The organism is Nocardia vinacea, assembly GCF_035920345.1.
GTDB lineage: Bacteria > Actinomycetota > Actinomycetes > Mycobacteriales > Mycobacteriaceae > Nocardia > Nocardia vinacea_A.
Window position 1 is genome coordinate 10,204,311 of the sequence record NZ_CP109149.1, and the last position, 23,269, is coordinate 10,227,579.

Annotated in this window: 23 protein-coding genes and 1 pseudogene; 16 read left to right on the top strand and 8 right to left on the bottom strand. The window is 64.8% G+C overall.

Features of this window, described 5'->3' with window-relative positions; all coding sequences use genetic code 11:
* Positions 1-48 precede the first annotated feature (48 nt).
* Genes OIE68_RS46150 through OIE68_RS46160 form a run of 3 tightly spaced genes read left to right on the top strand, consistent with a single transcriptional unit; the run spans position 49 to position 2,672 of the window.
* Positions 49-912, top strand: a complete 864-nt coding sequence (locus tag OIE68_RS46150; RefSeq protein WP_327102042.1) for an ABC transporter substrate-binding protein — start codon at positions 49-51, stop codon at positions 910-912.
* 3 nt (positions 913-915) lie between these two features.
* Entirely contained in the window at positions 916-1,878 is a 963-nt protein-coding gene (locus OIE68_RS46155; protein ID WP_327097182.1) for an amino acid ABC transporter permease, read from the top strand.
* Between the two features lie 41 nt (positions 1,879-1,919).
* Positions 1,920-2,672: an amino acid ABC transporter ATP-binding protein gene (locus OIE68_RS46160; protein ID WP_327102043.1), complete on the top strand. Its 753-nt coding sequence runs from the start codon at positions 1,920-1,922 to the stop codon at positions 2,670-2,672.
* Positions 2,673-2,675: 3 nt separating this feature from the next.
* Here OIE68_RS46160 and OIE68_RS46165 read toward each other — a convergent pair whose 3' ends face one another.
* Complete coding sequence (locus OIE68_RS46165) at positions 2,676-3,569, bottom strand: LysR family transcriptional regulator (RefSeq protein WP_327097183.1); 894 nt, start codon at positions 3,567-3,569, stop codon at positions 2,676-2,678.
* Between the two features lie 71 nt (positions 3,570-3,640).
* On the opposite strand from OIE68_RS46165, the gene OIE68_RS46170 reads away from it, so the two are divergent.
* From OIE68_RS46170 to OIE68_RS46180, 3 genes are all read left to right on the top strand, one after another.
* Complete coding sequence (locus OIE68_RS46170) at positions 3,641-5,005, top strand: FAD-binding oxidoreductase (protein WP_327097184.1); 1,365 nt, start codon at positions 3,641-3,643, stop codon at positions 5,003-5,005.
* A 153-nt stretch (positions 5,006-5,158) separates the two neighbouring features.
* A complete protein-coding gene (locus OIE68_RS46175) occupies positions 5,159-6,043 on the top strand; it encodes an SPFH domain-containing protein (protein WP_327097185.1) in 885 nt (294 codons plus the stop codon).
* An 8-nt stretch (positions 6,044-6,051) separates the two neighbouring features.
* Entirely contained in the window at positions 6,052-6,222 is a 171-nt protein-coding gene (locus tag OIE68_RS46180; protein WP_327097186.1) for a toxin-antitoxin system HicB family antitoxin, read from the top strand.
* A 79-nt stretch (positions 6,223-6,301) separates the two neighbouring features.
* On the opposite strand, the gene OIE68_RS46185 is transcribed toward OIE68_RS46180, so the two are convergent.
* The gene (locus OIE68_RS46185) at positions 6,302-7,198 is read right to left on the bottom strand and encodes an SDR family NAD(P)-dependent oxidoreductase (RefSeq protein ID WP_327097187.1); all 897 of its coding nucleotides are present in this window, start codon (positions 7,196-7,198) and stop codon (positions 6,302-6,304) included.
* 43 nt (positions 7,199-7,241) lie between these two features.
* On the opposite strand from OIE68_RS46185, the gene OIE68_RS46190 reads away from it, so the two are divergent.
* Positions 7,242-7,820, top strand: coding sequence for a TetR/AcrR family transcriptional regulator (locus tag OIE68_RS46190; protein WP_327097188.1), 579 nt, complete (start codon positions 7,242-7,244; stop codon positions 7,818-7,820).
* 43 nt (positions 7,821-7,863) lie between these two features.
* Positions 7,864-8,445 carry a hypothetical protein gene (locus OIE68_RS46195; protein ID WP_327097189.1) on the top strand — a complete coding sequence of 194 codons (582 nt, stop codon included), beginning with the start codon at positions 7,864-7,866 and terminating at the stop codon, positions 8,443-8,445.
* 4 nt (positions 8,446-8,449) lie between these two features.
* On the opposite strand, the gene OIE68_RS46200 is transcribed toward OIE68_RS46195, so the two are convergent.
* Entirely contained in the window at positions 8,450-9,304 is an 855-nt protein-coding gene (locus OIE68_RS46200; protein ID WP_327097190.1) for a class I SAM-dependent methyltransferase, read from the bottom strand.
* A gap of 292 nt (positions 9,305-9,596) precedes the next feature.
* On the opposite strand from OIE68_RS46200, the gene rpsA reads away from it, so the two are divergent.
* From rpsA to OIE68_RS46220, 4 genes and pseudogenes are all read left to right on the top strand, one after another.
* Positions 9,597-11,066, top strand: a complete 1,470-nt coding sequence (gene rpsA, locus OIE68_RS46205) for a 30S ribosomal protein S1 (protein WP_327097191.1) — start codon at positions 9,597-9,599, stop codon at positions 11,064-11,066.
* Between the two features lie 153 nt (positions 11,067-11,219).
* Positions 11,220-12,653, top strand: coding sequence for an SPFH domain-containing protein (locus OIE68_RS46210; protein ID WP_327097192.1), 1,434 nt, complete (start codon positions 11,220-11,222; stop codon positions 12,651-12,653).
* Between the two features lie 259 nt (positions 12,654-12,912).
* Positions 12,913-14,457 (top strand): phospholipase C, encoded by a 1,545-nt coding sequence (locus OIE68_RS46215; protein ID WP_327097193.1) that lies wholly within the window; start codon positions 12,913-12,915, stop codon positions 14,455-14,457.
* Positions 14,458-14,610: 153 nt separating this feature from the next.
* A pseudogene (locus OIE68_RS46220) lies at positions 14,611-14,742 on the top strand (TetR/AcrR family transcriptional regulator); the annotation flags it as partial.
* A 199-nt stretch (positions 14,743-14,941) separates the two neighbouring features.
* Here OIE68_RS46220 and OIE68_RS46225 read toward each other — a convergent pair.
* Positions 14,942-15,547 (bottom strand): MMPL family transporter, encoded by a 606-nt coding sequence (locus OIE68_RS46225; protein ID WP_327097194.1) that lies wholly within the window; start codon positions 15,545-15,547, stop codon positions 14,942-14,944.
* Positions 15,548-15,675: 128 nt separating this feature from the next.
* Positions 15,676-15,888, bottom strand: a complete 213-nt coding sequence (locus OIE68_RS46230; RefSeq protein ID WP_327102057.1) for a hypothetical protein — start codon at positions 15,886-15,888, stop codon at positions 15,676-15,678.
* A gap of 296 nt (positions 15,889-16,184) precedes the next feature.
* On the opposite strand from OIE68_RS46230, the gene coaE reads away from it, so the two are divergent.
* Positions 16,185-17,396, top strand: a complete 1,212-nt coding sequence (gene coaE, locus OIE68_RS46235) for a dephospho-CoA kinase (protein ID WP_327097195.1) — start codon at positions 16,185-16,187, stop codon at positions 17,394-17,396.
* 9 nt (positions 17,397-17,405) lie between these two features.
* Here the strand turns inward: coaE and OIE68_RS46240 are convergent, their stop codons facing one another.
* Both OIE68_RS46240 and OIE68_RS46245 read right to left on the bottom strand, forming a co-directional pair.
* Positions 17,406-17,930 carry a DUF402 domain-containing protein gene (locus tag OIE68_RS46240; protein ID WP_327097196.1) on the bottom strand — a complete coding sequence of 175 codons (525 nt, stop codon included), beginning with the start codon at positions 17,928-17,930 and terminating at the stop codon, positions 17,406-17,408.
* Positions 17,931-18,005: 75 nt separating this feature from the next.
* Positions 18,006-18,650: a hypothetical protein gene (locus OIE68_RS46245; protein ID WP_327097197.1), complete on the bottom strand. Its 645-nt coding sequence runs from the start codon at positions 18,648-18,650 to the stop codon at positions 18,006-18,008.
* A 274-nt stretch (positions 18,651-18,924) separates the two neighbouring features.
* On the opposite strand from OIE68_RS46245, the gene uvrB reads away from it, so the two are divergent.
* On the top strand, positions 18,925-21,108 hold the full coding sequence (gene uvrB / locus OIE68_RS46250) for an excinuclease ABC subunit UvrB (RefSeq protein WP_327097198.1): 2,184 nt from the start codon (positions 18,925-18,927) through the stop codon (positions 21,106-21,108).
* 38 nt (positions 21,109-21,146) lie between these two features.
* Here uvrB and OIE68_RS46255 read toward each other — a convergent pair whose 3' ends face one another.
* Positions 21,147-21,626, bottom strand: coding sequence for a VOC family protein (locus OIE68_RS46255; RefSeq protein ID WP_040688990.1), 480 nt, complete (start codon positions 21,624-21,626; stop codon positions 21,147-21,149).
* 53 nt (positions 21,627-21,679) lie between these two features.
* Between OIE68_RS46255 and OIE68_RS46260 the strand changes: the two genes are divergently transcribed.
* Positions 21,680-22,561: a helix-turn-helix domain-containing protein gene (locus OIE68_RS46260; RefSeq protein WP_327097199.1), complete on the top strand. Its 882-nt coding sequence runs from the start codon at positions 21,680-21,682 to the stop codon at positions 22,559-22,561.
* A 79-nt stretch (positions 22,562-22,640) separates the two neighbouring features.
* The gene (locus OIE68_RS46265) at positions 22,641-23,057 is read left to right on the top strand and encodes a DoxX family protein (RefSeq protein WP_327097200.1); all 417 of its coding nucleotides are present in this window, start codon (positions 22,641-22,643) and stop codon (positions 23,055-23,057) included.
* The last annotated feature ends 212 nt before the right edge of the window (positions 23,058-23,269 follow it).

Consider the following 23,269-nt stretch of genomic DNA (forward strand, 5'->3'; position numbering starts at 1 on the left):
GCTGCTGTGTCTGTTCGATCGGTTCTTGGCAGGCGCGCCCTGCAAGCGATGTGCGTCCTCGCCGGTGGTGCACTGGTGTTGACGGGCTGTAGTAACTCCGAGGACGACTCGCCCGCGGTGGCGAAGGTACAGGGTATCGACAAGTTCGACACGGCCGCCGCGCAGCTACCGGACAAGATCAAGCAGTCGGGCAAGCTCGTCGTCGGAGTCAATATTCCCTATCAGCCCAACGAGTACAAGGACCCGAGCGGCAAGATCGTCGGCTTCGATGTCGATCTGATGGACGCGGTCGCCGCGACCCTCGGCCTCAAGGCCGAATACCTCGAATCCTCCTTCGAGAAGATCATTCCCGCGATCCAGGCGGGCACCTACGACGTCGGCATGTCCTCCATCACCGACTCGAAGGAACGCGAACAGAGCGTCGACTTCACCACCTACTTCAACGCGGGCAGCCAGTGGGCGCAACAGTCGGGTAAGCCGATCGACCCGGATAACGCCTGCGGTAAGCGGGTCGCGGTGCAGGCCACCACGGTTCAGGACACCGACGAGATCCCGACCCGCAGCAAGAAGTGCGAGGCGGAGGGCAAGCCCGCCATCGATAAGAAGCCGTTCGACGAGCAGAGCGCGGCGACCAACGCCCTGATGCTCGGCCAGGTCGACGCGATGTCGGCGGATTCGCCGGTGACCGCGTACGCGATCAAGAAGAGCGACGGCAAGATCGAGGCGGCCGGTAAGGTCTTCGATTCCGCGCCCTACGGTTGGGCCGTTCCCAAGGGTTCGGCGCTCGGCAAGGCGCTGCAGGCCGCCGTCCAGCACCTGATCGACAACGGTAAGTACCTGGAGATCACCAAGAACTGGGGTGTACAGGAAGGCGCGATCACCAAGTCGGTCATCAACGGCGCCGAGAGCTGATCGATGTCGTCATCCGATATCACGTCGGCGCCCGGCGACAACACCGGGCCCGGCGGGCCGATCGACGCGGCAGAACCGGAGCCGATCAAGGCCGTTCCACTACGCAGGCCGGGTCGCTGGATCGCCGCGGCGATCATCCTCGCCCTGCTCGGGTTGTTCATCTATGGTGCGGCCACCAACACCGCGTACGGATGGGGGACCTATCGAAAGTACTTGTTCGACAGCCGGATTGCCTCCGGCGCGGTGGTCACCCTCGAATTGACCGTGCTCGCGATGGCGATCGCTGTCGCGCTCGGCACGTTGCTCGCGGTAATGCGCCTGTCGCCGAATCCGGTGCTGCGCTCGGCGGCCTGGGTGTATCTCTGGATCTTCCGTGGCACACCGGTTTTCGTGCAGTTGGTGTTCTGGGGTCTGTTCCCGTCGCTGTACAAGTCGATCCAATTCGGGGTGCCGTTCGGGCCCGAATTCGTGCAGATCGACGTGCAAGGCCTACAGGCCGCGTTCACCTTCGCGGTAATAGGCCTCGGCCTCAACGAGGCCGCGTATATGGCCGAAATCGTTCGTGCCGGAATCAATTCCGTCGGTGAGGGACAGCGCGAGGCCTCGACGGCGCTGGGCATGTCGTGGTCGCAGACGATGCGCAGGACCGTGTTGCCGCAGGCGATGCGGGTGATCATCCCGCCGACCGGCAATGAGCTGATCGGCATGCTGAAGACCACCTCGCTGGTCACCGCGATCCCGTTGAGCACCGACCTGTACGGCCGGGCCCGCGATATCTACGGCGTGAACTTCCAGCCGATTCCATTGCTATTGGTCACCGCCACTTGGTATCTCGCGGTCACCAGCGTGCTGATGATCGGGCAGTTCTACCTGGAGCGCTACTACTCGCGGGGCGCCTCGCGGCAGCTGACCGCCAAGCAGCTGCAGGAACTCGCCGACGCGCAGACGATTGTGAAGGCGAAATGAGCCCGACGACAGACAAGGTTGAGCCGACCGACGCACAGCCGATGATTTTCGCGGATCGGGTGTGCAAGAACTTCGGTGCGCTGCAGGTGCTCAAGGGCATTTCGCTCGAGGTCGGCCGTGGCGATGTGCTGTGCATGATCGGGCCGTCGGGTTCGGGCAAATCGACCTTTCTACGCTGTATCAACCACCTCGAGCAGGTGAATGCGGGTCGGCTCTATGTCGACGGCGATCTCATCGGCTATCGCGAAAAGGGCGGCAAACTCTACGAATTGCACCCGCGCGATGCGGCCAAGCAGCGTCGCGATATCGGCATGGTGTTCCAGCATTTCAACCTGTTCCCGCATCGGACGGCGCTGGAGAACATTGTCGAGGCGCCCATCCAGGTGAAGGGCATCCGCAAGGCGGACGCCGTGGCGCGTGCGCACGAGTTGCTGGACCGAGTAGGCATGGGGGACAAGGCGAATGCCTATCCGGCCCAGCTCTCCGGCGGCCAGCAGCAGCGCGTCGCGATCGCCCGTGCGCTGGCGATGGATCCCAAGCTGATGCTCTTCGACGAGCCGACCTCGGCGCTGGATCCGGAATTGGTCGGTGAGGTGCTCGGGGTCATGCGCGAACTCGCGGCCGACGGTATGACGATGGTGGTCGTGACCCACGAAATGGGCTTCGCCCGTGAGGTTGCCGACCAGCTGGTGTTCATGGACGGCGGTGTGGTCGTGGAGGCGGGTAATCCGCGCGAGGTGCTCGCCGATCCGAAACACGAACGCACCAAGACGTTCCTGTCGCGGCTGCTGTAGCGGTCAGCGGCCGCCCAAGCCGATACGGAGTTGTCCGAGTAGGACTTTCGCGGCCGGACTGCCCGGGCGATCGCGCCGCCATGCCAGCGCGAGTTGTCCGTGCAGTTCCGGTTCGGTGATCGGCAGCACCCGCACGCCGAATGCCGCGGCCTCCTCGGCGGTGAGTGCGGGCACTACCGCGATGCCGAGGCCACGGGCGGCGAGCCGGAGCAACAGCGGAGGAGCGGCGGCCTCGAATGCGATATCGGGTTCGAATCCCGCTGCGGCGCAGGCTCGATCGAAGACACCCCGGATGCCGGTGCCGCGCGGTAGACAGATCAGCGGGTGCTCACGCAACTGTTCGAGCGTAATCGTGGCACGCTTCTTACCGCCCAGCGCGACCGCCGCGACCACCGGCGTATCGAGCACAACATCTATGCCGATATCGGCGCTGATCTCTGCACCCGTCAATCCGACCAGGGCGATATCCAGCTCACCGCTGCGCACCGCCGCGAGCATCCGTTCGGAGGTGTCCTCGGTCAGGCTGATGCCGACCTGCGGGTGGTCGTCGTGAAAATCCGCGAGCACCGAGGAGATATCGAATTCCTCGTCGCCCGCGCCGGAAATGCAGCCGACGCGGACGTGTCCGCGCAGCAATCCGGTGAATTCGTCCACCGTCGAGGTAATCCGCTCGGTCGCCGCCAGCGCGGCCCTGGCATCCGGTAGTACCGCCGCGCCCACCTCGGTCAAGGTCACCGAGCGGCCGCCCCGATCTAGAAGCTGTTGTCCCAGTTCATGTTCGAGCTGGCGGATCTGCGCGCTGAGTCCGGGTTGGGCCAGGTGCAATCGGGCGGCGGCGCGGGTGAAGTTGGCCTCCTCGACCACGGTCACGAAGTAGCGGAGTTGCCGTAGTTCCATAACTGATAATTATAGTAATAAGCAGAACTATCTGTTGTACTTCTGCCTCGAAACGCGGCATCGTCCATGGCATGGGAAACACCGCAGAGATCGTCGACACCTTCACCGGCCCCGTCTTCCGACCCGGCGATAGCGGATACGACGAAGAGATCGCCGGCTTCCAGGCCGCGTACCATCACCGCCCCGCATTGGTCGTCGGCGCGGTGCACGTCGAGGATGTGCGGGGTGCGGTGGAGTACGCCGCGCGCCACGGACTTCCGGTCGCGGTCCAGGCCACCGGGCACGGACTCTCGGTCGCGGCCGTCGGCGGCGTGCTGATCAGCACCCGCCGGATGACCGATATCCGGATCGACCCGCAGACGCGCACCGCTCGCGTCGGCGCCGGAGTGCGGGCGGGCGCGCTGGTCGAGGCCGCCGCACCGTACGGACTGGCGCCACTGAACGGCTCCTCACCGTCGGTCGGGGTCGTAGGTTACAGCCTCGGCGGCGGATTGGGCCTGTTGGCACGGCAATTCGGATACGCCGCCGAACATGTCCGCGTCATCGAGATCGTCACGGCGGACGGTCGAGTTCGCACGCTTACCACCGGCGACGAACTCTTCGGCGCGGTACTCGGCAGCGGTGGCAACTTCGGCGTGGTGACCGCGCTGGAGTTGGAACTCGTGCCGGTCGCCACCGTCTACGGCGGCCAATTGGTCTTCGATACCCCACTGGTCGAGCAGGTCCTGGAAGCCTGGAAGGACTGGACCGCAACGCTGCCCGACGAGGTGACCTCGACGGTGACCGTCATGACCTTTCCGCCCATTCCGCAGATTCCGGAACCGCTGCGCGGGCGCTATGTCGCGTCGATCCGGATCGCTTACAACGGATCCGCAGCGGACGGCGAGCGCCTGGTCGCGCCGTTGCGCGCGGTCGGGGATCGTTTGAAGGACGATCTGCGGCTCATGCCGTACACCGAATCGCACACCATCCACAGCGATCCGGACCATCCGCACGCGTATGCCGCCACCAATGCATTGCTCGGCGAGCTCACCGGAGAAACGTTGTCGGCCTTGCTCACTGCCACCGGACCCGAATCGCCGATCCAGGCGGTGGTCGATATCCGGCACCTCGGCGGTGCGCTGGGCAGGCGTGGTCCCGCGAATATTGCCGTGGACAACCGGGATGCCGAGTACATCGTTCGCGTCATCACCATGCCCGGACCCGATGTGGGTGACGCCGCGCCCGAGGATCACGCGGTGGTCCGCGCGGCACTCACGCCGTGGACCGTCGGCCACAGTCTGAACTTCCTCTACGGCGCGGGTGCCGCCGCCGACGAGGCGCAGACCAGAGGTGGCTACGCGCCGGACACCTACGCGCACCTGAGCGCGCTGAAGGCAAAGTACGACCCCCGCAACATGTTCCGCTTCAACCGCAACATCCCACCCGCGAATTGACGCGCTGGCCCGCGTGGGCCACAACTGTGCCGACCGAGGCCCCGCACGGATCCGCATCCGTACGGGGCTTCGTCATGACGCGTGAAAGCGGAAGTGTGTGGCATCCGCATCGGTGCTATCTTTGTGATATCACTTTGATACTCGGAGGATGTCATGAAGCTTCGGTCGGCGTTCCACGTCAACGGCTTTCTCGTGCTGGTGTCGTGGTTTGTCCTCACGTTCCTGATCGGTGGCGGCGCCATCGCCGGATACGCCGTGGCCGCGCACAACGACAATGTGCCCGCCTTGGTCGGCGCGATCATCGCGACCGTTGTCGTGGTCGTGCTCCTGCTGCTGGTCACCGGGCTCACCGTGGTGAATCCCAACGAGGCCAAGGTCGTTCAGTTCTTCGGCCGCTACATCGGCTCGCTGAGCGAACCCGGCTTCTACTCCGTGGTGCCGCTCACCGACCGGCGCAGCATCTCGCTGAAGGTGCGTAACTTCGAAACTCAGAAGCTCAAGGTCAACGATGCCGACGGTAATCCGGTGGAGATCGCCGCCGTCGTGGTCTATCGGGTGGTCGACAGCTTCAAGGCCGCCTTCTCGGTCGACGACTACGAGGAGTACGTCGAGACCCAATCCGAGGCGGCGGTGCGGCATCTGGCCACCACCCACCCCTATGACGCGCACGACCAGAACGCCACCAGCCTGCGCGACGGTGCCGAGGTGGCCGAGGAATTGACCATCGAATTGCGCGACCGCACCGATCTGGCGGGTATCGAGGTCATCGAGGCCAGGATCACCCATCTCGCCTACGCGCCGGAGATCGCCCAGGCCATGCTCGTGCGGCAGCAGGCGGCCCAAGTGGTCGCCGCGCGCACCCGCATTGTCGAGGGTGCGGTGGGTATGGTCGGGCTGGCGCTGGACCGGCTCGCCGAACAAGGCGTCGTCGAACTCGACGAGGAACGCAAGGCCGCCATGGTGTCCAACCTGCTGGTCGTCCTCTGCGGTGACCGCGCCACCCAACCCGTCGTCAACACCGGCTCGCTCTACTCCTGAGTCGCCTCATGGCCGAGCGCAAGAAAATCCTGCTACGCCTGGACCCGGCGATACACGAGGCCATTGCCCAATGGGCCGCCGACGATCTGCGCAGTATCAATGCTCAGATCGAGTACGCACTGCGCCTCGCGCTCAAACAAGCGGGTCGCGGCCCGAAGGCGAAACCCGCCGCGGAGTAGCCGCGAAATCAGCTCTGCCGCAACGATGCCGAACGCCCACGGGTGTTCGGCATCGTCGGCATTCGCATCCGACGATGCGTCAGTGCGCGAGCTCGTCGAGGAGTTCGAGACTGTCGGTGTACAGCGCGCGTTGCGCATCCCGGTCATATGACGCCTTCGACGACGGTTTCGTGGTGCGGCCGACGAAGTACTGGCCGGTTATCTCTTCGAGCGACGGATCGGTGACCAGCCACGCGAGATCCTCGCCCGATCGGCGCGGCGTATTCACACCGGGCAATAACACCAGACCCCGAGCGACCGTGCGCCACAACAGTTGTGCCGCCGACCCGGCGTCTCTGGCGAGTCCGGTGCCCGGCATCAATCCCGGATCGAAGGCATTCACCGTGATGTCGCGCGCCTCGAACTGTCGCGCCAATTCGTAGGTGGTCTGCAGATTCGCCAATTTCGACGTGCTGTAGCGGCGGCGGCCGTCGCGCTGCGCGGATTCGGTCGGCTCGGGCGGGTAGGCGAGGTCGCGGACATTCGTATCCAGCGGATCGGGCATGCCGGTGAACTGATCAGGATTATGCGTGCCCGAGGTGACGAAGACGATGCGCGCGGGCGCGATCAGGTCGTCCAGTAGTGCTTGAACAAGTGCGACGTGTCCGAGGTGGTTGACACCGAAGGTGGCTTCGACACCGTCTTCGGTGTAGCTGCGGCGGGTGAACTGCAGTCCGGCATTGCACACCAGCGCGCTCAACGGCGGTAGTCCGCTGCTACGGAATTCGTCGGCGAAATGGGCGACCGAGGCAAGTGCGCCGAGGTCGAGTGTTGCCGCCCGCGCGCCGATGGCGGCGGCTTCCGTCTGGGCCCGGTCGGCGTCGCGCCCGGTCACGACGACCGTCCACCGCGGATCGGCGGCGAGCACCTTCGCGCATTCGCGGCCGAGTCCACTCGTGCCGCCGGTGATCACAACAGTTCTGTCACTTGTTGTCATATGGCAGAGTCTGCCATATGGCGCGCTGTGCGACAATATGCGGATGTCGTTGCGGGATCGGAAGAAGGAGCGGACCAGGCGAGCGATCGCCGATGCCGCGCTGCGATTGTTCGTCGAACGCGGGTACGACTCTGTGACCGTCGCGGATATCGCCGCCGAGGCCGAGGTGGGGACACGCACCCTGCACCGCTACTACGCGAGCAAGGACGAATTGCTGTTCGCCGAGGACGACGAGCATCGCGCGGAGCTGGCTCGGCTATTGGCCGACCGTCCGGCCGACGAATCCCCGGAGGAAACCATGGCAGCGGTCATCGGCCCGTTGGTCGACCGCTTCGCCGGCCGCATTGCCGACGCCCGCGCCCGCGATGCGCTGATCGCGGCCAACCCGGCCCTGCAGGCTCGTGAGCTGGCCAAACGAAATGCGGTGGAATCCCTTGTCGCCGAACATCTTGCGCGTCGATTGGGCGTAGCGACGAGCGCCGATGTGCGGCCGCTGCTGTGGGCCAAAGTCGGCATGGCATGTTTCTTCGCGGGCTACGAGATCTGGCTGCACACCGGCGGCGACCTCGGCTCGCACATCGGCGATGCGCGAACCGCATTGCTCGATGAATTTCGTTCGTGACCCGGCGGTTCAGACGATGCCGCGTCCGCAGTAGCGTGATCAGGTGCCAATTTCGTTCGACACCAGTGGATTACAGCAGCTCGACAGCAATGCATGGCGGGATCCCGCCACGGGCGACATTGTCCAGTTGAGTTACTTCGATCTGGTACCAGATCTGCCCGCACCACTGACGGACCTGGCTACGCTGCGCCGCGGGCTCACGGAGATCCATGCCGAAAGCGGTTGTCTCATCGAGGCCTTCGTCGTCGGTATCGACTCGCAACCCGCGCTGCTGCGGCTGCAGAAGATGCGACTGCCGGATCAGCCCACGGGCCTGGTCTTCGTCGCCTCGCTCACCGTGCCGAAGGCGAATTGCAGTGCGGTGCTACAGATCCTCTGCCCGGAGACCGGCACCACCGGAATCCGTGAGGCGGTACTCGCACTGGAAATCGGCTTCGACAATATGTATCCGCCCCATCCGTACGCACCCGGTCTGCAAGGCGCGCTGCCCTACAACATGGCCGATGACCTGCGCTGGGACGAGCGCTTCCCCGATCATCCGCTCTCGCGTGCCCGCCGCTGGGTGGCGTATACCTGCCCCGCCGCCCGGCTCGATCCGAACTTCGCGGCCCTCCCGGCGTTCTGAGAAATCACGCGTTGGCAGGTTTGTGGGTGACGAAGATGGCGGTGCCGGGGAACAACTCACCCCGCAGCGGACTCCACTGTCCCCACTCTCGCTCGAGCCACTCCGGCCAGTCCGGTTCCACGATGTCATCGAGCAGCAGCCCCGCGGCGACGATCTCGCGCACGCGATCCCCGATGGTGCGGTGGTGTTCGACGTAGGTCGGCGCGCCCTCGCTGTCTACCTCTACATACGGCGTGCGGTCGAAATATGGGATCGAGGCGGTCAGACCGGCGGGTCCGGGGTCGTCCGGAAATATCCAGCGCATCGGATGGTTCACCGAGAACACCCAGCGACCGCCCGGCCGCAACACCCGCGCAACCTCGCGCATCAACAGTTCGGAGTCCGCGACGAACGGGACCGCGCCGAAGGATGAACACGCCAGATCGAAGGATTCATCGGCGAATGGCAATGCCTCCGCCCCCGCCTGCACCAATGGCACCCGCGGGCCGCCGCGCGCCATCGCAGCGAGTCCGCGCGTGAGCATCCCCATGGACAGGTCGAGCCCGACCGGCTGCGCCCCCTGCCCGGCCAACCAGCGCGAACAGGGTGCGGATCCGCATCCGATCTCCAGGATCCGCTTACCCGCGACCTCGCCCAGGAAATGCATGTCGCCCTCATGCAAGCCCTCCGGGCACCAGATGAATTCGCCCTCGGGGGAGTCGACGCCGAGAAAGTCGGCGTGGGTTTCGTGATACTGGTCGGCATCGGCGTCCCACCAGCGCCGACTGGCCTGCTGACTGCCGGCCGAGCCGATTCTGGTCCGCGCGGTCGCAGTGGTCCCGAGCAGCGCATTTGCCTGCGCATGGCGATCTTCCGACACGCCGTCAGACTATCCCGGCGTGGCGTCGGGACCGGTTTGCCCGGCCGGACCAAGGTCGCGTACGCTGAACGCGCGAGTGTCTTGGGTACTGCCCGTACCGGTGCCACTGCAGTAACAATCTGCGGGGGCAACTGTACAGAAAGTAACGCCAACACCCGTGCTGGGTTTCACAAGCGTTTGCGTGCGGTACGTTCATTATGTCCGTCACGTCGCGTCATCGCGGTGAGATCGCAGCGTACCGAAAGTTCCAATGTCCGCAACCGACCACAATCCGTCCGGAGCAAACCGACATATGCCCACCACCGTCACCTCGCCGCAGGTAGCCGTCAACGATATCGGCTCCGCCGAGGACTTCCTCGCCGCCATCGACGCCACGATCAAGTACTTCAACGACGGCGACATCGTCGAAGGAACCATCGTCAAGGTCGATCGCGACGAGGTCCTGCTCGACATCGGTTACAAGACCGAAGGCGTCATCCCCTCTCGCGAACTCTCCATCAAGCACGATGTCGACCCCAACGAGGTCGTTTCCGTGGGCGATGAGGTCGAGGCTCTTGTTCTCACCAAGGAGGACAAAGAAGGCCGCCTGATCCTGTCGAAGAAGCGGGCGCAGTACGAGCGGGCGTGGGGCACCATCGAGGAGCTCAAGGAGAAGGACGAGGCCGTCAAGGGCACCGTCATCGAGGTCGTCAAGGGCGGTCTGATCCTGGACATCGGTCTGCGCGGCTTCCTCCCGGCCTCCCTGGTCGAGATGCGCCGGGTCCGCGACCTCCAGCCGTACGTCGGCAAGGAGATCGAGGCCAAGATCATCGAGCTGGACAAGAACCGCAACAATGTGGTCCTGTCCCGCCGCGCCTGGCTCGAGCAGACCCAGTCCGAGGTTCGCAGCGAGTTCCTGCACCAGCTGCAGAAGGGCCAGGTCCGCAAGGGCGTGGTCTCCTCGATCGTCAACTTCGGCGCGTTCGTCGATCTCGGTGGCGTCGACGGTCTGGTGCACGTCTCCGAGCTGTCCTGGAAGCACATCGACCACCCGTCCGAGGTTGTCGAGGTCGGCAACGAGGTCACCGTCGAGGTCCTCGACGTCGACCTGGACCGCGAGCGGGTTTCGCTGTCGCTCAAGGCGACCCAGGAAGACCCGTGGCGTCAGTTCGCCCGTACCCACGCGATCGGCCAGATCGTGCCGGGCAAGGTCACCAAGCTGGTTCCGTTCGGTGCGTTCGTGCGCGTCGAAGAGGGCATCGAGGGCCTGGTGCACATCTCCGAGCTGGCCGAGCGCCACGTGGAGGTCCCGGACCAGGTTGTCGCGGTCGGCGACGACGCGATGGTCAAGGTCATCGACATCGACCTGGAGCGTCGCCGGATCTCGCTGTCGCTGAAGCAGGCGAACGAGGACTACCACGCCGAGTTCGACCCGTCGAAGTACGGCATGGCCGACAGCTACGACGACCAGGGCAACTACATCTTCCCCGAGGGCTTCGACCCCGACACCAACGAGTGGCTCGAGGGCTTCGACAAGCAGCGCGAAGAGTGGGAAGGCCGCTACGCCGAGGCGGAGCGTCGCCACAAGATGCACACCGCGCAGATGGAGAAGATGGCGGCCGACGCTGCGGCCGAGGCCGCGAACGGCGGCGGCGCGTCGGGCAACTACTCCTCCGAGAGTGGTTCGCAGGCGTCCTCCGGCCAGGCCGAGTCCTCCGGCGGTTCGCTCGCCAGCGACGCCCAGCTCGCGGCCCTGCGTGAGAAGCTCTCCGGCAACGCCTGATTCTCGGGGACACCTGATTCAACAGCGCAGTAGCGAAGGCCCCGGTCCGATCGGACCGGGGCCTTTGTCTTGCTCGCGGGAGCGAGCGCGTTGGTTGTGCGTCAACTGAATTCGCCGGGTAGTTCACCGGATTCGCCGGTAGTGTGCCCGGACATGGGGAGCAATCCGGGCAAGAACGATTATCTCGACCAAGTGGTGGCGCAGCAGGCGGCGCTGGAGGGGGATCTGCGCACGCGCAAGTCGGTCGCACCCGCGCAAGCGTTCGCCGGGGCACCGGCGGCGCCGGGCGGTCCGGTGTCGCGCGGCGCGATCGCCAAGCGAGCAGATCGAGTCGGACCGACACCGCAGGGCAGTGCACCCGGCCCGGTGGAGGTTCGGGTCGCTGGATTTTGGCGCTGGCAAACGGTTTTGGTGCCGCCCAATGCCTTTGTGGTGCACACGCGCCGGGGTCGCGGCGAACCGCTGCACATCGGACTCGGGGTTTCGTTCCGCTTCAACCCCGCGACGGATTCGTATCTCGTCGTGCCGGGCGCGATGCAGACGATACTCATCAACGCCTACTGCATCTGCAGTGAACTGCAGGGCGTGCTGGTGCAGGGCTATGTGCAGTGGATCATCGAGGATTTCGCCACCGCCTATCGCAAGCTGGACTTCTCTGATGCCGAAGATCCCATGCGACTGGTCAACATTCAGCTGCGCGAGCAGGCCGAGGCGGCCATCAAGGACAAGGTCTCCACGATGGGAGTGCGCGATGTGCTCAGCGATAAGCAGCCGATCATCGAGGAGTTGACCGCACGGCTGCGGGCCGTTGCCGAGGGCAGCGCCGATCGTAGCTCCGGCGCGGACAGCGACCGTGGGCTCGGTCTGCGCATCGTCACGGTGCAGATCAAAGAGGCGGTGGTCAGCTCATCGACACTGTGGGAGAACCTGCAGAAGCCGTACCGCAGTGCGCAGAATCAGATTGCCCGGCTCGCGGAACTCGCTGCGCAGGAAGTACTTTCGGCGCGCGAAACCGAAGCGAATCGGGTCGCCGAAGAGCGCGGGATCGAGAACGAACGCGAACTGGCCGAACTGCGCGCCCGCAACGAGGCCGCACGATTCGACCGCGAGACGGCGGAACGGTTGCGGCGCACCACCCATGAGCACGACAACGAGCGCGCGGTCGCCGATCTCGCACAAGAGACCGCGTTGCGCGCGCTGCGTCTGGAGCGCGAGCAGCATGCCGAGCGGGCCGAAAATCTGCGCAGGAAGCTGGAATTGCGACAGCTCGAACTCGATGGCGAAATCGCCGTCGCGGCAAGGCGTTCGCGCGCGGCACACGACGACGCGCTGCTGGATCTGGAACGCGACCGGATTCGGATCGATAACACCAATCAGCGCTCCGCGTCGGCCACGCAAGCGCAACTGGTCGATTCACTGCCCCAGATCGTCGCGCAGTTGCCGACGCCCGCTGAACTGAAGACCTATCAGTTGGGCGGCGACCTGTCCGGACTGTCCGCGCTCATCGGCCAATTGACGCGTGTCCTCGAGACCTGGTCGGGGGGACGACCCGTCCCCGAGACGAGCAGGCCCCAACTCGACGAGTAGGACTGCGCCGCACATGGTCTCAACTACCCGCGGGATCGGGCGTCGACAGTGAGCGCCACGCCGATCGGAATCGCTTCGTACGACGTCGGCTCCCGCAGGCCCGGCGTCGCATACGGGAAATTGCTTCACTGACTAGTCGGACAATTGACCAACTTCGCCGGGAGGCGTGATCGACTTCGCGGTAGGGTGCATGCGAACATTCGGCACCCGGCTCGACCTAGCCCGTCGGACCTGGCCACGGAGAAAGTGAACACCACGCATGTGCGCAGCGAGTCCGTTCAGTGGTCTCAACCGTAGGCAGTTCCTGGCGAAGGCCGCCGCGGCAGGAGCGGTGGGCGCATTGGCGTCCTGGGCCGATCCGATCATCGAACGCGCCTATGCCGCCGATCCGGCCGGCACCGGCGGCCTCGGCGATATCGAGCACTTCGTGCTGCTCATGCAGGAAAACCGTTCCTTCGACCACTATTTCGGCACCATGTCCGGCGTGCGCGGCTTCGGCGAGGGTGCCAAGGCGTGGCAGCAGTACGGGTGGATGCCCGGTGTCGGTCCGACCCCGGACGGCTTCGTGAATCCGTTCCGCCTCGACACCACCCGTGGCACGACCCTTGACGGTGAATGCATCAACGATCCGGACCACAGCTGGGGCGGTATGCACCGGGCCTGGAACGGCGGCGCCAACGACCAGTGGATGCCGATGTCCATTGCCAGTGTCGGCCCCGCCAACGCCCCCGCAGCCATGGGCTACTACCTGCGCGAGGACATTCCGATCCACCACGAACTCGCGGATGCGTTCACCATCTGTGACAACTACCACTGCTCGGTCCTGGGCCCGACGGACCCGAACCGGCTGTACTGGATCAGCGCCACCATCGACCCGGACGGCGTAGCCGGTGGGCCCCTGCTGGAGACGCCCACGCTGATCCCACAGCACGTCTACAGCTGGCGGACCTACCCGGAGAACCTCTCCGAGGCGGGCGTCAGCTGGAAGGTCTACAACAATCGCGATGCGGGCCCGCTGTCCTCGGTGATTCTGGACGGCATGCTCGGCTGTTTCACCCAATCCTCGGATCCGAGTTGCGAATTGGCTCGGCGCGGTCTTGCGCCGGTGTATCCCAACGACTTTCAGACCGATGTCGCCAACGACACGCTGCCCGCCGTGTCCTGGGTGATTCCGTCGTTGATCAACTGCGAACATCCCGCGTTGCCCGCGGCGTTCGGCGCATACGGCATCGTGCAATTGCTCGATATCCTCACCTCCAATCCGAAGGTGTGGGAGAAGACCGCGCTGATCATCAGCTACGACGAGAATGGTGGCTTCTTCGACCACGTCGCGCCGCCGACCGCGCCCGCGGGCACACCGGGCGAATTCGTCACCGTGCCACTGGATCGGGTGAAGGCGTCGAACGGTATCGCGGGTCCGATCGGTTTGGGCTACCGTGTTCCCGGCCTGGTGATTTCGCCGTACAGCCGCGGCGGGCTGGTCGCCTCGGAGACCTTCGATCACACCTCCCAGCTGCGGTTGCTGGAGACCCGCTTCGGCGTGGAGGTGCCGAATCTGACGCGGTGGCGACGTAGCGTCACCGGCGATATGACCTCGGCCTTCGATTTCGGCTCGAACCCGGATGCGGCGAAGCCGGTCCTGAGTGATCCGAAGCCGAAGAAGGATGCCGCGATCGCCCAGTGCGGCCCGAATATCGCACTGGGCGCCGCAAACTCGGGTGTTCCGTATCCGGTGCCGCCCAACCAGATGCCGACCCAGCAATCAGGCTCCCGGCGCCGTCCGAGTGGCATCGTGCGGGGCTAGGCGGTGGCCTCGCCTGCGCTCGTCCAAGCGCAAGGGACTAGTGACGGACGAAGTCCGGCTGCGCCCGATTAGGTCGCGGGTATTCTTGCCCTGATGTCCGAGTCCGCCGTCGAGTTCACCGGGACCACCTGGGAACGCAGGAAGATCGAGGCGATGAGCCGCATCCAGCGTGTCGCGCTGGATCTGTTCGATGCGCACGGGTATCGCAATGTGACGGTGGAGCGGGTTGCGGCGGCGGCCGGGGTGTCGCCGAGTTCGGTGTACCGGTACTTCGGCACCAAGGAGATGCTCGTTCTCTACGACGAGGCCGATCCGCGGGTACTCGATGTGCTGCGGACGGTCGGCGGCGGCGATACCGTCGAACCGGCCGAGCTCATCCGCGTCGCGCGTTTGATCGTGCCGGTGCTGATCGAATCGCTGCTGACCGCCGAATCGGAGCGACGGATCCGCAGGCGGCTGCGGTATGTCGCGACGATCCCGGAGATCAAGGACGGGCAGACCAGGCAGATGCGGGATATGGCCGACCGATTCCGGGTGCTGTTCGCCGAACGGATCGGCCGCGGTGATCGATCGCGACACCGTTCAGCATCGGCAGCCCGACCACCGACAGCGCGCACAGCGAGATCATCACGATGAATCCCGAGGCCAGAATGGTGCGGCCGGTCGTATCGATCGCCGCGCCCACGGCCGCCGCGATGGCCTGCGTCGATCGTCGATCGCGCACTCCGTGCCGGGTCGACTCCTCGTTGAATCGGCTCACGATGAACATCGCGTAGTCGATCGCGGTGCCGGTGGCGATCATCGTGGCCACCGAGAGGACCAGCGAATCGAAGGTCAGAAAGGTAGTCAGGCCGAAGAGGACGCCCACGGCCACCGCGATGCCCGCCGCCGTGACCGTAATGGGCAGGGTGGCCGCGACCACCGCACCGAGGGCCAGCACCAGCACCGCGGTCGCCACGGGCAGGCCGAGGGCCTCGGCGCGTTGCATATCGGCGGTCTCGATTTCGATGAGATCGGCCTGTGCGGGCGCGAACCCGGTGATCATGACCTCGACGCCCGAGCCCGAAGGGGCAGCCAATTCGGACTTCATCTAAGGAGGCTCGCGCATAAAGTGCAAGCGACTGTCAGGAAGTCTCGGGTGGTGACGGCAGCACGAAGTGACCCAACCCCTGATGGGGCTGGGTCACCGGAAGTTTATGGCCGGATAGGCGGCTGAAATCAGCTGGCGGTCGCAGGCGCCCAGTACGCGGTCGCGGCAGCGGAGCGTTTTCGCATGGCCGCGAAGCTGTGCCGGGCGGGGCTGATCAAAGCGGTGAACCACGAGCGGCGGTGCTCGGCGAGCGCGGCCGCTACGGCGGGGTGCTTGATGCAGTGCATGCCCCCCGCCTTACCCAGGCGGTGGCGACCCGCCCGGTTGATTTTGGTGCCCAATGATGTTCCTTTGCTTGCGGGTGCTGGCCTGGATCGCCACGGCGAAGATTAGTCGAACGAAAGTGTTCGGCACAGTATTTTGCACGAGTAATTGCCTCGGCGTGTCGGAAAGTTGTGGTCCGGGGGCGGGAATCGACCGGAAATGTTGCGAGATGGTCTCGGCCTAGTCACGGATCGGGCAAATGGTGTTTCAGATGGTGGAATGTGCGGCGCGAGTGGGTAATCCGGCCAATTGGGTGGATTGCGCGCGCAGGGGGTTGCGTTCGGCGTGACATCGCGGATGCGAGACTGGTCGAATGTTGCGGATCGGCCTCACCGGAGGCATGGGAGCGGGCAAGTCGACGGTGGCGCGGATTCTCGCCGAGCTCGGCGCGGTGATCATCGATTCCGATGTGATCGCCAGGGAGGTCGTCGAGCCGGGTACCGAGGGCCTCACGGCGTTGGTGGCGGCGTTCGGCCCCGACATCCTCGCCGCCGACGGCAGTCTGGACCGGCCGGCGCTGGCGGCCAAGGCATTCGGAAACGACGAAGCCCGCGCCACGTTGAATTCCATTGTCCATCCATTGGTCGGTAAACGAACCACGGAATTGATTTCCGCCGCGCCATCGGATGCGATTCTCGTTCAAGATATTCCACTTCTGGTGGAAAACGGTCTCGCGCCGCTGATGAATCTCGTATTGATCGTCGATGTGCCCGCAGAAACTCGGATACGGCGATTGGTGGAATTCCGAAACGTTTCCGAAACGGATGCACGGGCGCGTATTTCGGCGCAGGCCACCGATGAACAGCGCCACGCCGTCGCGGATGTGCTGTTGGACAATAGCGGTGAACCGGGGGCTATTGATCCGGTTGTTCGGCAGTTGTGGAAGCAACGGTTGGTGCCGTTCGAGGAGAACTTACGCACGGCGACACCGGCGCGGCGCAAGGAGCTGCGCGTCGTGCCCGCGAATCCGGAGTGGGCGGCACAGGCGCAGCGGCTCATCGCCCGGCTGTGGGTGGCGTGTGGTCCGGCGGCATCGCGAATCGACCACATCGGCTCGACCGCGGTGCCGGAATTGCCCGCCAAGGATGTGATCGATGTGCAGATCACCGTCGCGGATCTGGCGGCCGCCGACGGGCTGCGAGATGCGTTGGGGGCGGCCGGTTTTCCGGTACGGCCCGATATCACCGCCGATAATCCGAAGCCGACGGCGGCGGATCCGGCGGGCGGCGATACGGCATTGTGGGCCAAGCGGTTTCACCAGAGTGCCGATCCGGGGCGGTTGGCGAATGTACATATCCGGGTGGCGGGGTCGCCGGGGCAGGAGTTCGCGCTGCTGTTCCGGGACTGGCTGATTGCCGATGCGGCGGTGCGCGCGGAGTATCTGGAGGTCAAGCTCGAGGCTGAGGCCAAGGCGGCCGGGCTGACCGGTGCGGCGGCGACGCTGGCGTATCTGGATGTGAAGGAACCATGGTTCGACGCTGCCTACCCGCGGGCAGCCGCCTGGCGCGGCAGCGTCGAACGCTGAGCGGCGGTACTACAGCCAGGTCAGGGTGATGTCCAGGGTGGCGAGCCAGCGATCGAGCGAGTAGCCGTTGGCGGCGATGCCATCGATCGCGATGGACGCGTGTTCGATGGCGGCCTGGGCTTCGCGGAGGGTGATGAATCCTGCGGTGTGCGCGGCGAGTAACTCGTCCACGTCGAGCAGTTCGAGCTCGCGCCCCGACCGCACCACGATATCGAGGTAGTGGTCCACCGACTTCCACTTCTTCGGATCGACCTGGGTGAATTGGCCGAGGTCGAGGTAGTAGTCCTGATCGCGTTGGTGCGAGGGGTGATAGTGGAAGATCGTCACCCGAATGGAAAGCCCGGGCAGTAGCCACGATTCGATGTAATGGAACTGCGGATGGTCCGAGGTGCGCGCCATGTACAGGCCCCACGGCTCGGTCCGGTAGCGCTCGACCGGCCGGACGAAGCCCTTCGGGTCCGTGTTGGTCAGGTCCGCGAGATTGAAGTACTCGACCTTGGGCCTGTGCACGTCCACTGATGGTGCCTGTGTCATGCAAATAGAATCTACCGCCGCTGCCGCGCCGTCGAGTGGTACGGCAGCGGTTGGGCAGATCGTCCGGCGGATCGGCTACATCCAGGTCAGTGTGATCTCCTTGGTGGCAAGCCAGGGCTCGACCTCGTGTCCGTGCGCGGCCAAGCCCTCCATCGCCTTGGTCGCCCGGTCCAGCGCGTGATGCGCATGCGTCGAATCGATCAGACCGGCCGAATGGGCGGCCAGCAGATCGTCCACCCCACGCAATTCGGCCGCGCGGGAGTGGCGCACCGCGATCTCGAGGTACTGATCCATCGACTTCCAGCGCTTGGGCTCGATCCGGGTGTACTCGCCGACATGCAGGCAATAGTCCAGGTCGCGGTGATGTCCGGGCTGGTAGTGCACGATCGTCACCCGCAACCAGAGTTCGGGCAGCAGCCAGGTCTCCATATATTGGATCCGTGGACCACCGACGGTGCGTGCCACGTACAGGCCCCACGGCTCGACGTGCACGCGGTCGATCGGGCGCACGAAACCCTTGGGATCGGTCATGGTCAGCTCGGCGATATTGAAATGTTCGATCTTCGGTCTTAGCTGGGTGGTAGTCATCGGCGATCCCGGTGCGGCGGTGGTGGTGGTTGGCTGGATCAGGGGCGCGACCCCCCGGAAGTCACGCGCAACGTAACCGGCGATACCGGTCACAGCGGGCGCGGCGGCAAGCAATGGAATCAGAGCGCTCATGGCCTCATCCTCATGTCCGACAACCAAATCAGGCTACACCTGCTGCGGCCGGTTCGCCGATGCTCAGAAAACGCCGAATCTCGTTGCGACAACGGACATTAATGTCCGTTTACCTGCCCTATAGGACAGGTAACAGATTGCGCATCAGCCCTGGTGCGGGATGGTGCGTCAGATCGCGAAAGGATACGCCGATCGTAATCCGGTGACGAGCCCCTTCGGCGGCGGATCCGCCGGGCCGCAGAATCTGTCGGTGCCTGCGCCTAGGCTGGTGACCATGGCATTCGCAACCGAAATCCCGGCGGAAGGCTACGAGGACCGGGGCACCCCGCTGGCGCATTCGGAGTTCCGGCCGGTCGGGGAGATCGAGCGGGCCGATGCGCAGTTCCAGGTCGTCAGCGATCACCAGCCGGCCGGTGATCAGCCCGCGGCCATTGCTGAACTCGAGCGTCGCATCAATGCGGGCGAGCGTGACGTGGTGCTGCTCGGCGCGACCGGCACCGGTAAATCGGCCACCACCGCCTGGCTGATCGAGCGGCTGCAGCGGCCGACGCTGGTGATGGCGCCGAATAAGACTCTCGCCGCGCAGCTAGCCAATGAGCTGCGAGAGATGTTGCCCAACAACGCCGTCGAGTACTTCGTCTCGTACTACGACTACTACCAACCCGAGGCCTACATCGCGCAGACCGATACCTATATCGAGAAGGACAGCTCGATCAACGACGATGTCGAGCGGCTGCGGCATTCGGCCACCTCGAGTCTGCTCTCGCGTCGCGATGTCGTGGTGGTCGCGTCGGTGTCGTGCATCTACGGCCTCGGTACACCGCAGTCGTATCTGGATCGGTCGGTGCAACTGGATGTCGGCACCGAAATCGATCGCGACGCATTCCTGCGGCTGCTGGTCGACGTGCAATACACCCGCAACGACATGTCCTTCACCCGCGGTTCGTTCCGGGTGCGCGGTGACACCGTCGAGATCATCCCGTCCTACGAGGAACTCGCGGTGCGCATCGAATTCTTCGGCGACGAGATCGAGGCGCTGTACTACCTGCATCCGCTCACCGGCGATGTGGTGCGGCAGGTCGATACCGTCCGGATCTTCCCGGCCACGCACTATGTCGCGGGTCCGGAGCGGATGGAGCGTGCGGTTCGCGATATCGAGAAAGAACTCGAGGAGCGGCTGGCAGAACTGGATCGCCAGGGCAAACTGTTGGAGGCGCAGCGGCTGCGTATGCGCACGCAGTACGACCTCGAGATGATCCGCCAGGTCGGATTCTGCTCGGGTATCGAGAACTACTCGCGCCATATCGACGGGCGTGCGGCGGGGTCCGCACCCGCCACGCTGCTGGATTACTTCCCGGAGGATTTCCTGCTCGTCATCGACGAGTCGCACAACACCGTCCCGCAGATCGGCGGCATGTACGAGGGCGATATGTCGCGCAAGCGCAACCTGGTCGAGTACGGGTTCCGGCTGCCGTCGGCGATCGACAACCGCCCGCTGACGTGGGAGGAGTTCGCCGGTCGGATCGGGCAGACGGTGTACCTCTCGGCCACGCCAGGTCCATACGAGCTCGGCCAGGCGGGCGGCGAGGTCGTCGAGCAGGTCATCCGGCCGACCGGGCTCGTCGACCCGAAGGTCGTGGTCAAGCCGACCAAGGGGCAAATCGACGATTTGATCCATGAGATCCGCCAGCGCACCGAGCGCGACGAACGGGTGCTGGTCACCACGCTCACGAAGAAGATGTCCGAGGATCTGACCGATTACCTGCTCGGACTCGGCGTCCGGGTGCGGTATCTGCACTCGGAAATCGATACGCTGCGCCGGGTCGAGCTGCTGCGGCAGTTGCGGCTCGGTGAGTACGACGTGCTCGTTGGCATCAACCTGCTCCGCGAGGGCCTCGACCTGCCCGAGGTATCGCTGGTGGCGATCCTGGACGCGGATAAGGAGGGTTTTCTGCGCAGCACTACCGCACTCATCCAGACCATCGGTCGTGCCGCCCGCAATGTGTCCGGCGAGGTGCACATGTACGCGGACAAGGTCACCGCGTCGATGCAGTTCGCCATCGACGAGACCGAACGCCGCCGGGCCAAGCAGGTCGCCTACAACGAATCGATGGGTATCGACCCACAGCCGCTGCGCAAGAAGATCGCCGACATTCTGGATCAGGTGTATCAGGAGGCCGATGACAGCGAGGTTGCCGTCGGCGGCTCTGGTCGCAACGCCAGCCGCGGCCGCCGCGCCCAGGGCGAGCCGGGGCGGGCGGTGAGCGCGGGGGTGTACGAGGGCCGGGACGTCAAGTCCATGCCGCGGGCCGAATTGGCCGATCTGGTCAAGGAACTCACCGCGCAGATGATGAATGCGGCCCGCGAGTTGCAGTTCGAATTGGCCGGTCGGCTGCGGGACGAGATCGCGGATCTGAAGAAGGAACTGCGCGGGATGGATGCCGCGGGGTTGAGTTGAGCGGCGGCGTCTTTCGACGCCGCCGGGCTCGGCATGGCTCAGCTCTGGGTGGCCATCCATTCGTTGACGCGGCGCTCGGCCTCTTCGCGCGAGACATTCTCGACCTTGGTCAGCACCGCCCAGCGGTGGCCGAAGGGGTCGAGGACGACGCCGAAGCGGTCACCGGTTACGAAGGTCTGCGGCTCCTCCGCACTGCGGGCGCCGTTTTCGATGGCCCGCTTGACGACCGCGTCGACATCGGGGCAGTAGTGCACGATCGAGGTGTGCACCCATTCGCCATTGGGAGCCAGGACATTGTTGTCCGGAATGGGCATGCCCAGTTGCAGTGTCGAGTCGCCGATCTTCAGTTCGGCGTGTGCGGGCTGACCGTCGGGGAGATCATTGCGGCTGATCACCTCGGCCTCGAAGACGTTGGTATAGAACTCGATTGCCTTATTGCCGTCGGGAACGGCCAGGAAGCAGGTGATGGAGTGGTAGCCGTCGGCGATGGGATTCACGGTGTTCGCTGTTTCGCTCATACCGATAAGCCTCGTCGAGCGCGGCGAGATGGTCTTGTAAGAAAGCGACAGCCGTGACCGGCGCAGCCGACGGGCCGGTCGCGGTGCCCGCGCTCGACAATGTGAAGGGCATTCTGCATCCCGACGAGCAGGCCAGACATCGCTCGTTGGCGCGGTTGTCGGCCGGGCCTGAGGTCGGAGGGTTCGTCGAGTGGTATTGGTCGGTGCGCTGGGATCTGACCGGTCGGCCGTCGTACTACGCCGAGGTGCTGCCGTTTCCGTGCGTGAATGTCACCTTCGAACGCAGCGAAACCCGCACCGGCGGTTTCGTCAACGGCGTCTGCACCACAAAGTTCGTCCGGGAGCTCAGCGGTATGGGGGAGACCTTCGGCGCACGCTTTCGCGCCGGTGGATTCGGTGCGTTCACCGGACTGGATGTCGGTGCGTTCCGGGACACCGCCGTGCCGCTCACGGACGTGCTGCCCGAGGCGGCCGGCCTGGCCGACCGCGTTTTGGCCGAATGCTCGGATATCAAGCGCCGCAGCATAATCGAGGAGTTCCTCATCGGCCGAAAGGCTGCGGCAGATCCCAACTACCGACTGGTGCTGCGCATCGTCACCGCTATGGAACAGGACCAAGAACTGACCAGGGTCGATCAGGTCACCGATCGGTTCGATATCCCGATCCGCACATTACAGCGGATGTTCCGGCGCTATGTCGGTGCCGGACCGAAATGGGTGCTGCGCCGATACCGGCTCCAGGACGGAGCCGATCTACTCGCACGCGGGCGCATCGAAGATCTCGCCGCACTGGCCACCGAGCTGGGTTATTTCGATCAAGCGCATTTCTCGCGTGAGTTCACGGCGGAAGTCGGAATGGCTCCACTGGAATACGCCAAGAATTCGCTACGCTTCCGTAACGAGGTGACTTCGAAGGTCGTCCCGACCAGAATGTAGTTTGCAGGTCCGCTCGCGTTCGACCCATTCGAGCACGAATCGGAATCGGCCCTCCACATCGGCGAATGAGGAGTTCGTGATGGATGTCTTGGTCTTGATAGGGCGAGTACTTTTCGTGGTGTTGTTCTTCAGTTCCGCGTTCGGGCATTTCACGCAGACCGACGCGATGACCGATTATGCGCGGAGTCGCGGCCTGCCGCAGCCGCGGGTCGCGGTGCTGGCCGGTGGCGTCGTTCTCGCGGTCGGCGGCCTCAGCGTGCTGCTCGGCGTGTGGGCCGACCTCGGGGCACTGCTACTGGTGATCATGCTGGTGCCGACGGCATTCCTGATGCACCAGTTCTGGAAGGAGACCGATCCGCAGGCCCAACAGGGCGAGATGATCCATTTCAACAAGGATCTCGCGCTCGCCGGCGCCGCGCTGATGTTGTTCGCCTTCTTCGCACATGTCGACGAACTCGGATTGACGATCACCGGACCGCTTTTCACCGGCCTGTAGGTACGACCGGACTTGTGCTGATCGCGCCGATATTGTGAGCCGTATAGACGCCGTCGGCTTTTTCGGGTCGACGGAGCTCCATCCCGGTAACTGTGGAACCGGGTGGATGGCGTCGGCCCGGCCGGGTACGTTCTTACCGGTCCCGGTCGGGCCGGCATTGCCAGCGTATAGCGGCCACGGTCGGGTATATGTGATGAATATCCCAGGGGGAC

Coding starts and splice junctions, on each gene's coding strand:
- OIE68_RS46265 (WP_327097200.1), top strand. CDS start 22,641: ATGGATGTCTTGGTCTTGATAGGGCGAGTACTTTTCGTGGTGTTGTTC.
- OIE68_RS46185 (WP_327097187.1), bottom strand. CDS start 7,198: ATGACAACAAGTGACAGAACTGTTGTGATCACCGGCGGCACGAGTGGA.
- OIE68_RS46160 (WP_327102043.1), top strand. CDS start 1,920: ATGATTTTCGCGGATCGGGTGTGCAAGAACTTCGGTGCGCTGCAGGTG.
- OIE68_RS46150 (WP_327102042.1), top strand. CDS start 49: ATGTGCGTCCTCGCCGGTGGTGCACTGGTGTTGACGGGCTGTAGTAAC.
- OIE68_RS46190 (WP_327097188.1), top strand. CDS start 7,242: ATGTCGTTGCGGGATCGGAAGAAGGAGCGGACCAGGCGAGCGATCGCC.
- OIE68_RS46255 (WP_040688990.1), bottom strand. CDS start 21,626: ATGAGCGAAACAGCGAACACCGTGAATCCCATCGCCGACGGCTACCAC.
- OIE68_RS46210 (WP_327097192.1), top strand. CDS start 11,220: ATGGGGAGCAATCCGGGCAAGAACGATTATCTCGACCAAGTGGTGGCG.
- OIE68_RS46165 (WP_327097183.1), bottom strand. CDS start 3,569: ATGGAACTACGGCAACTCCGCTACTTCGTGACCGTGGTCGAGGAGGCC.
- rpsA (WP_327097191.1), top strand. CDS start 9,597: ATGCCCACCACCGTCACCTCGCCGCAGGTAGCCGTCAACGATATCGGC.
- OIE68_RS46245 (WP_327097197.1), bottom strand. CDS start 18,650: ATGAGCGCTCTGATTCCATTGCTTGCCGCCGCGCCCGCTGTGACCGGT.
- coaE (WP_327097195.1), top strand. CDS start 16,185: ATGTTGCGGATCGGCCTCACCGGAGGCATGGGAGCGGGCAAGTCGACG.
- OIE68_RS46175 (WP_327097185.1), top strand. CDS start 5,159: ATGAAGCTTCGGTCGGCGTTCCACGTCAACGGCTTTCTCGTGCTGGTG.
- OIE68_RS46215 (WP_327097193.1), top strand. CDS start 12,913: ATGTGCGCAGCGAGTCCGTTCAGTGGTCTCAACCGTAGGCAGTTCCTG.
- OIE68_RS46240 (WP_327097196.1), bottom strand. CDS start 17,930: ATGACACAGGCACCATCAGTGGACGTGCACAGGCCCAAGGTCGAGTAC.
- OIE68_RS46155 (WP_327097182.1), top strand. CDS start 916: ATGTCGTCATCCGATATCACGTCGGCGCCCGGCGACAACACCGGGCCC.
- OIE68_RS46170 (WP_327097184.1), top strand. CDS start 3,641: ATGGGAAACACCGCAGAGATCGTCGACACCTTCACCGGCCCCGTCTTC.
- OIE68_RS46225 (WP_327097194.1), bottom strand. CDS start 15,547: ATGAAGTCCGAATTGGCTGCCCCTTCGGGCTCGGGCGTCGAGGTCATG.
- OIE68_RS46180 (WP_327097186.1), top strand. CDS start 6,052: ATGGCCGAGCGCAAGAAAATCCTGCTACGCCTGGACCCGGCGATACAC.
- uvrB (WP_327097198.1), top strand. CDS start 18,925: ATGGCATTCGCAACCGAAATCCCGGCGGAAGGCTACGAGGACCGGGGC.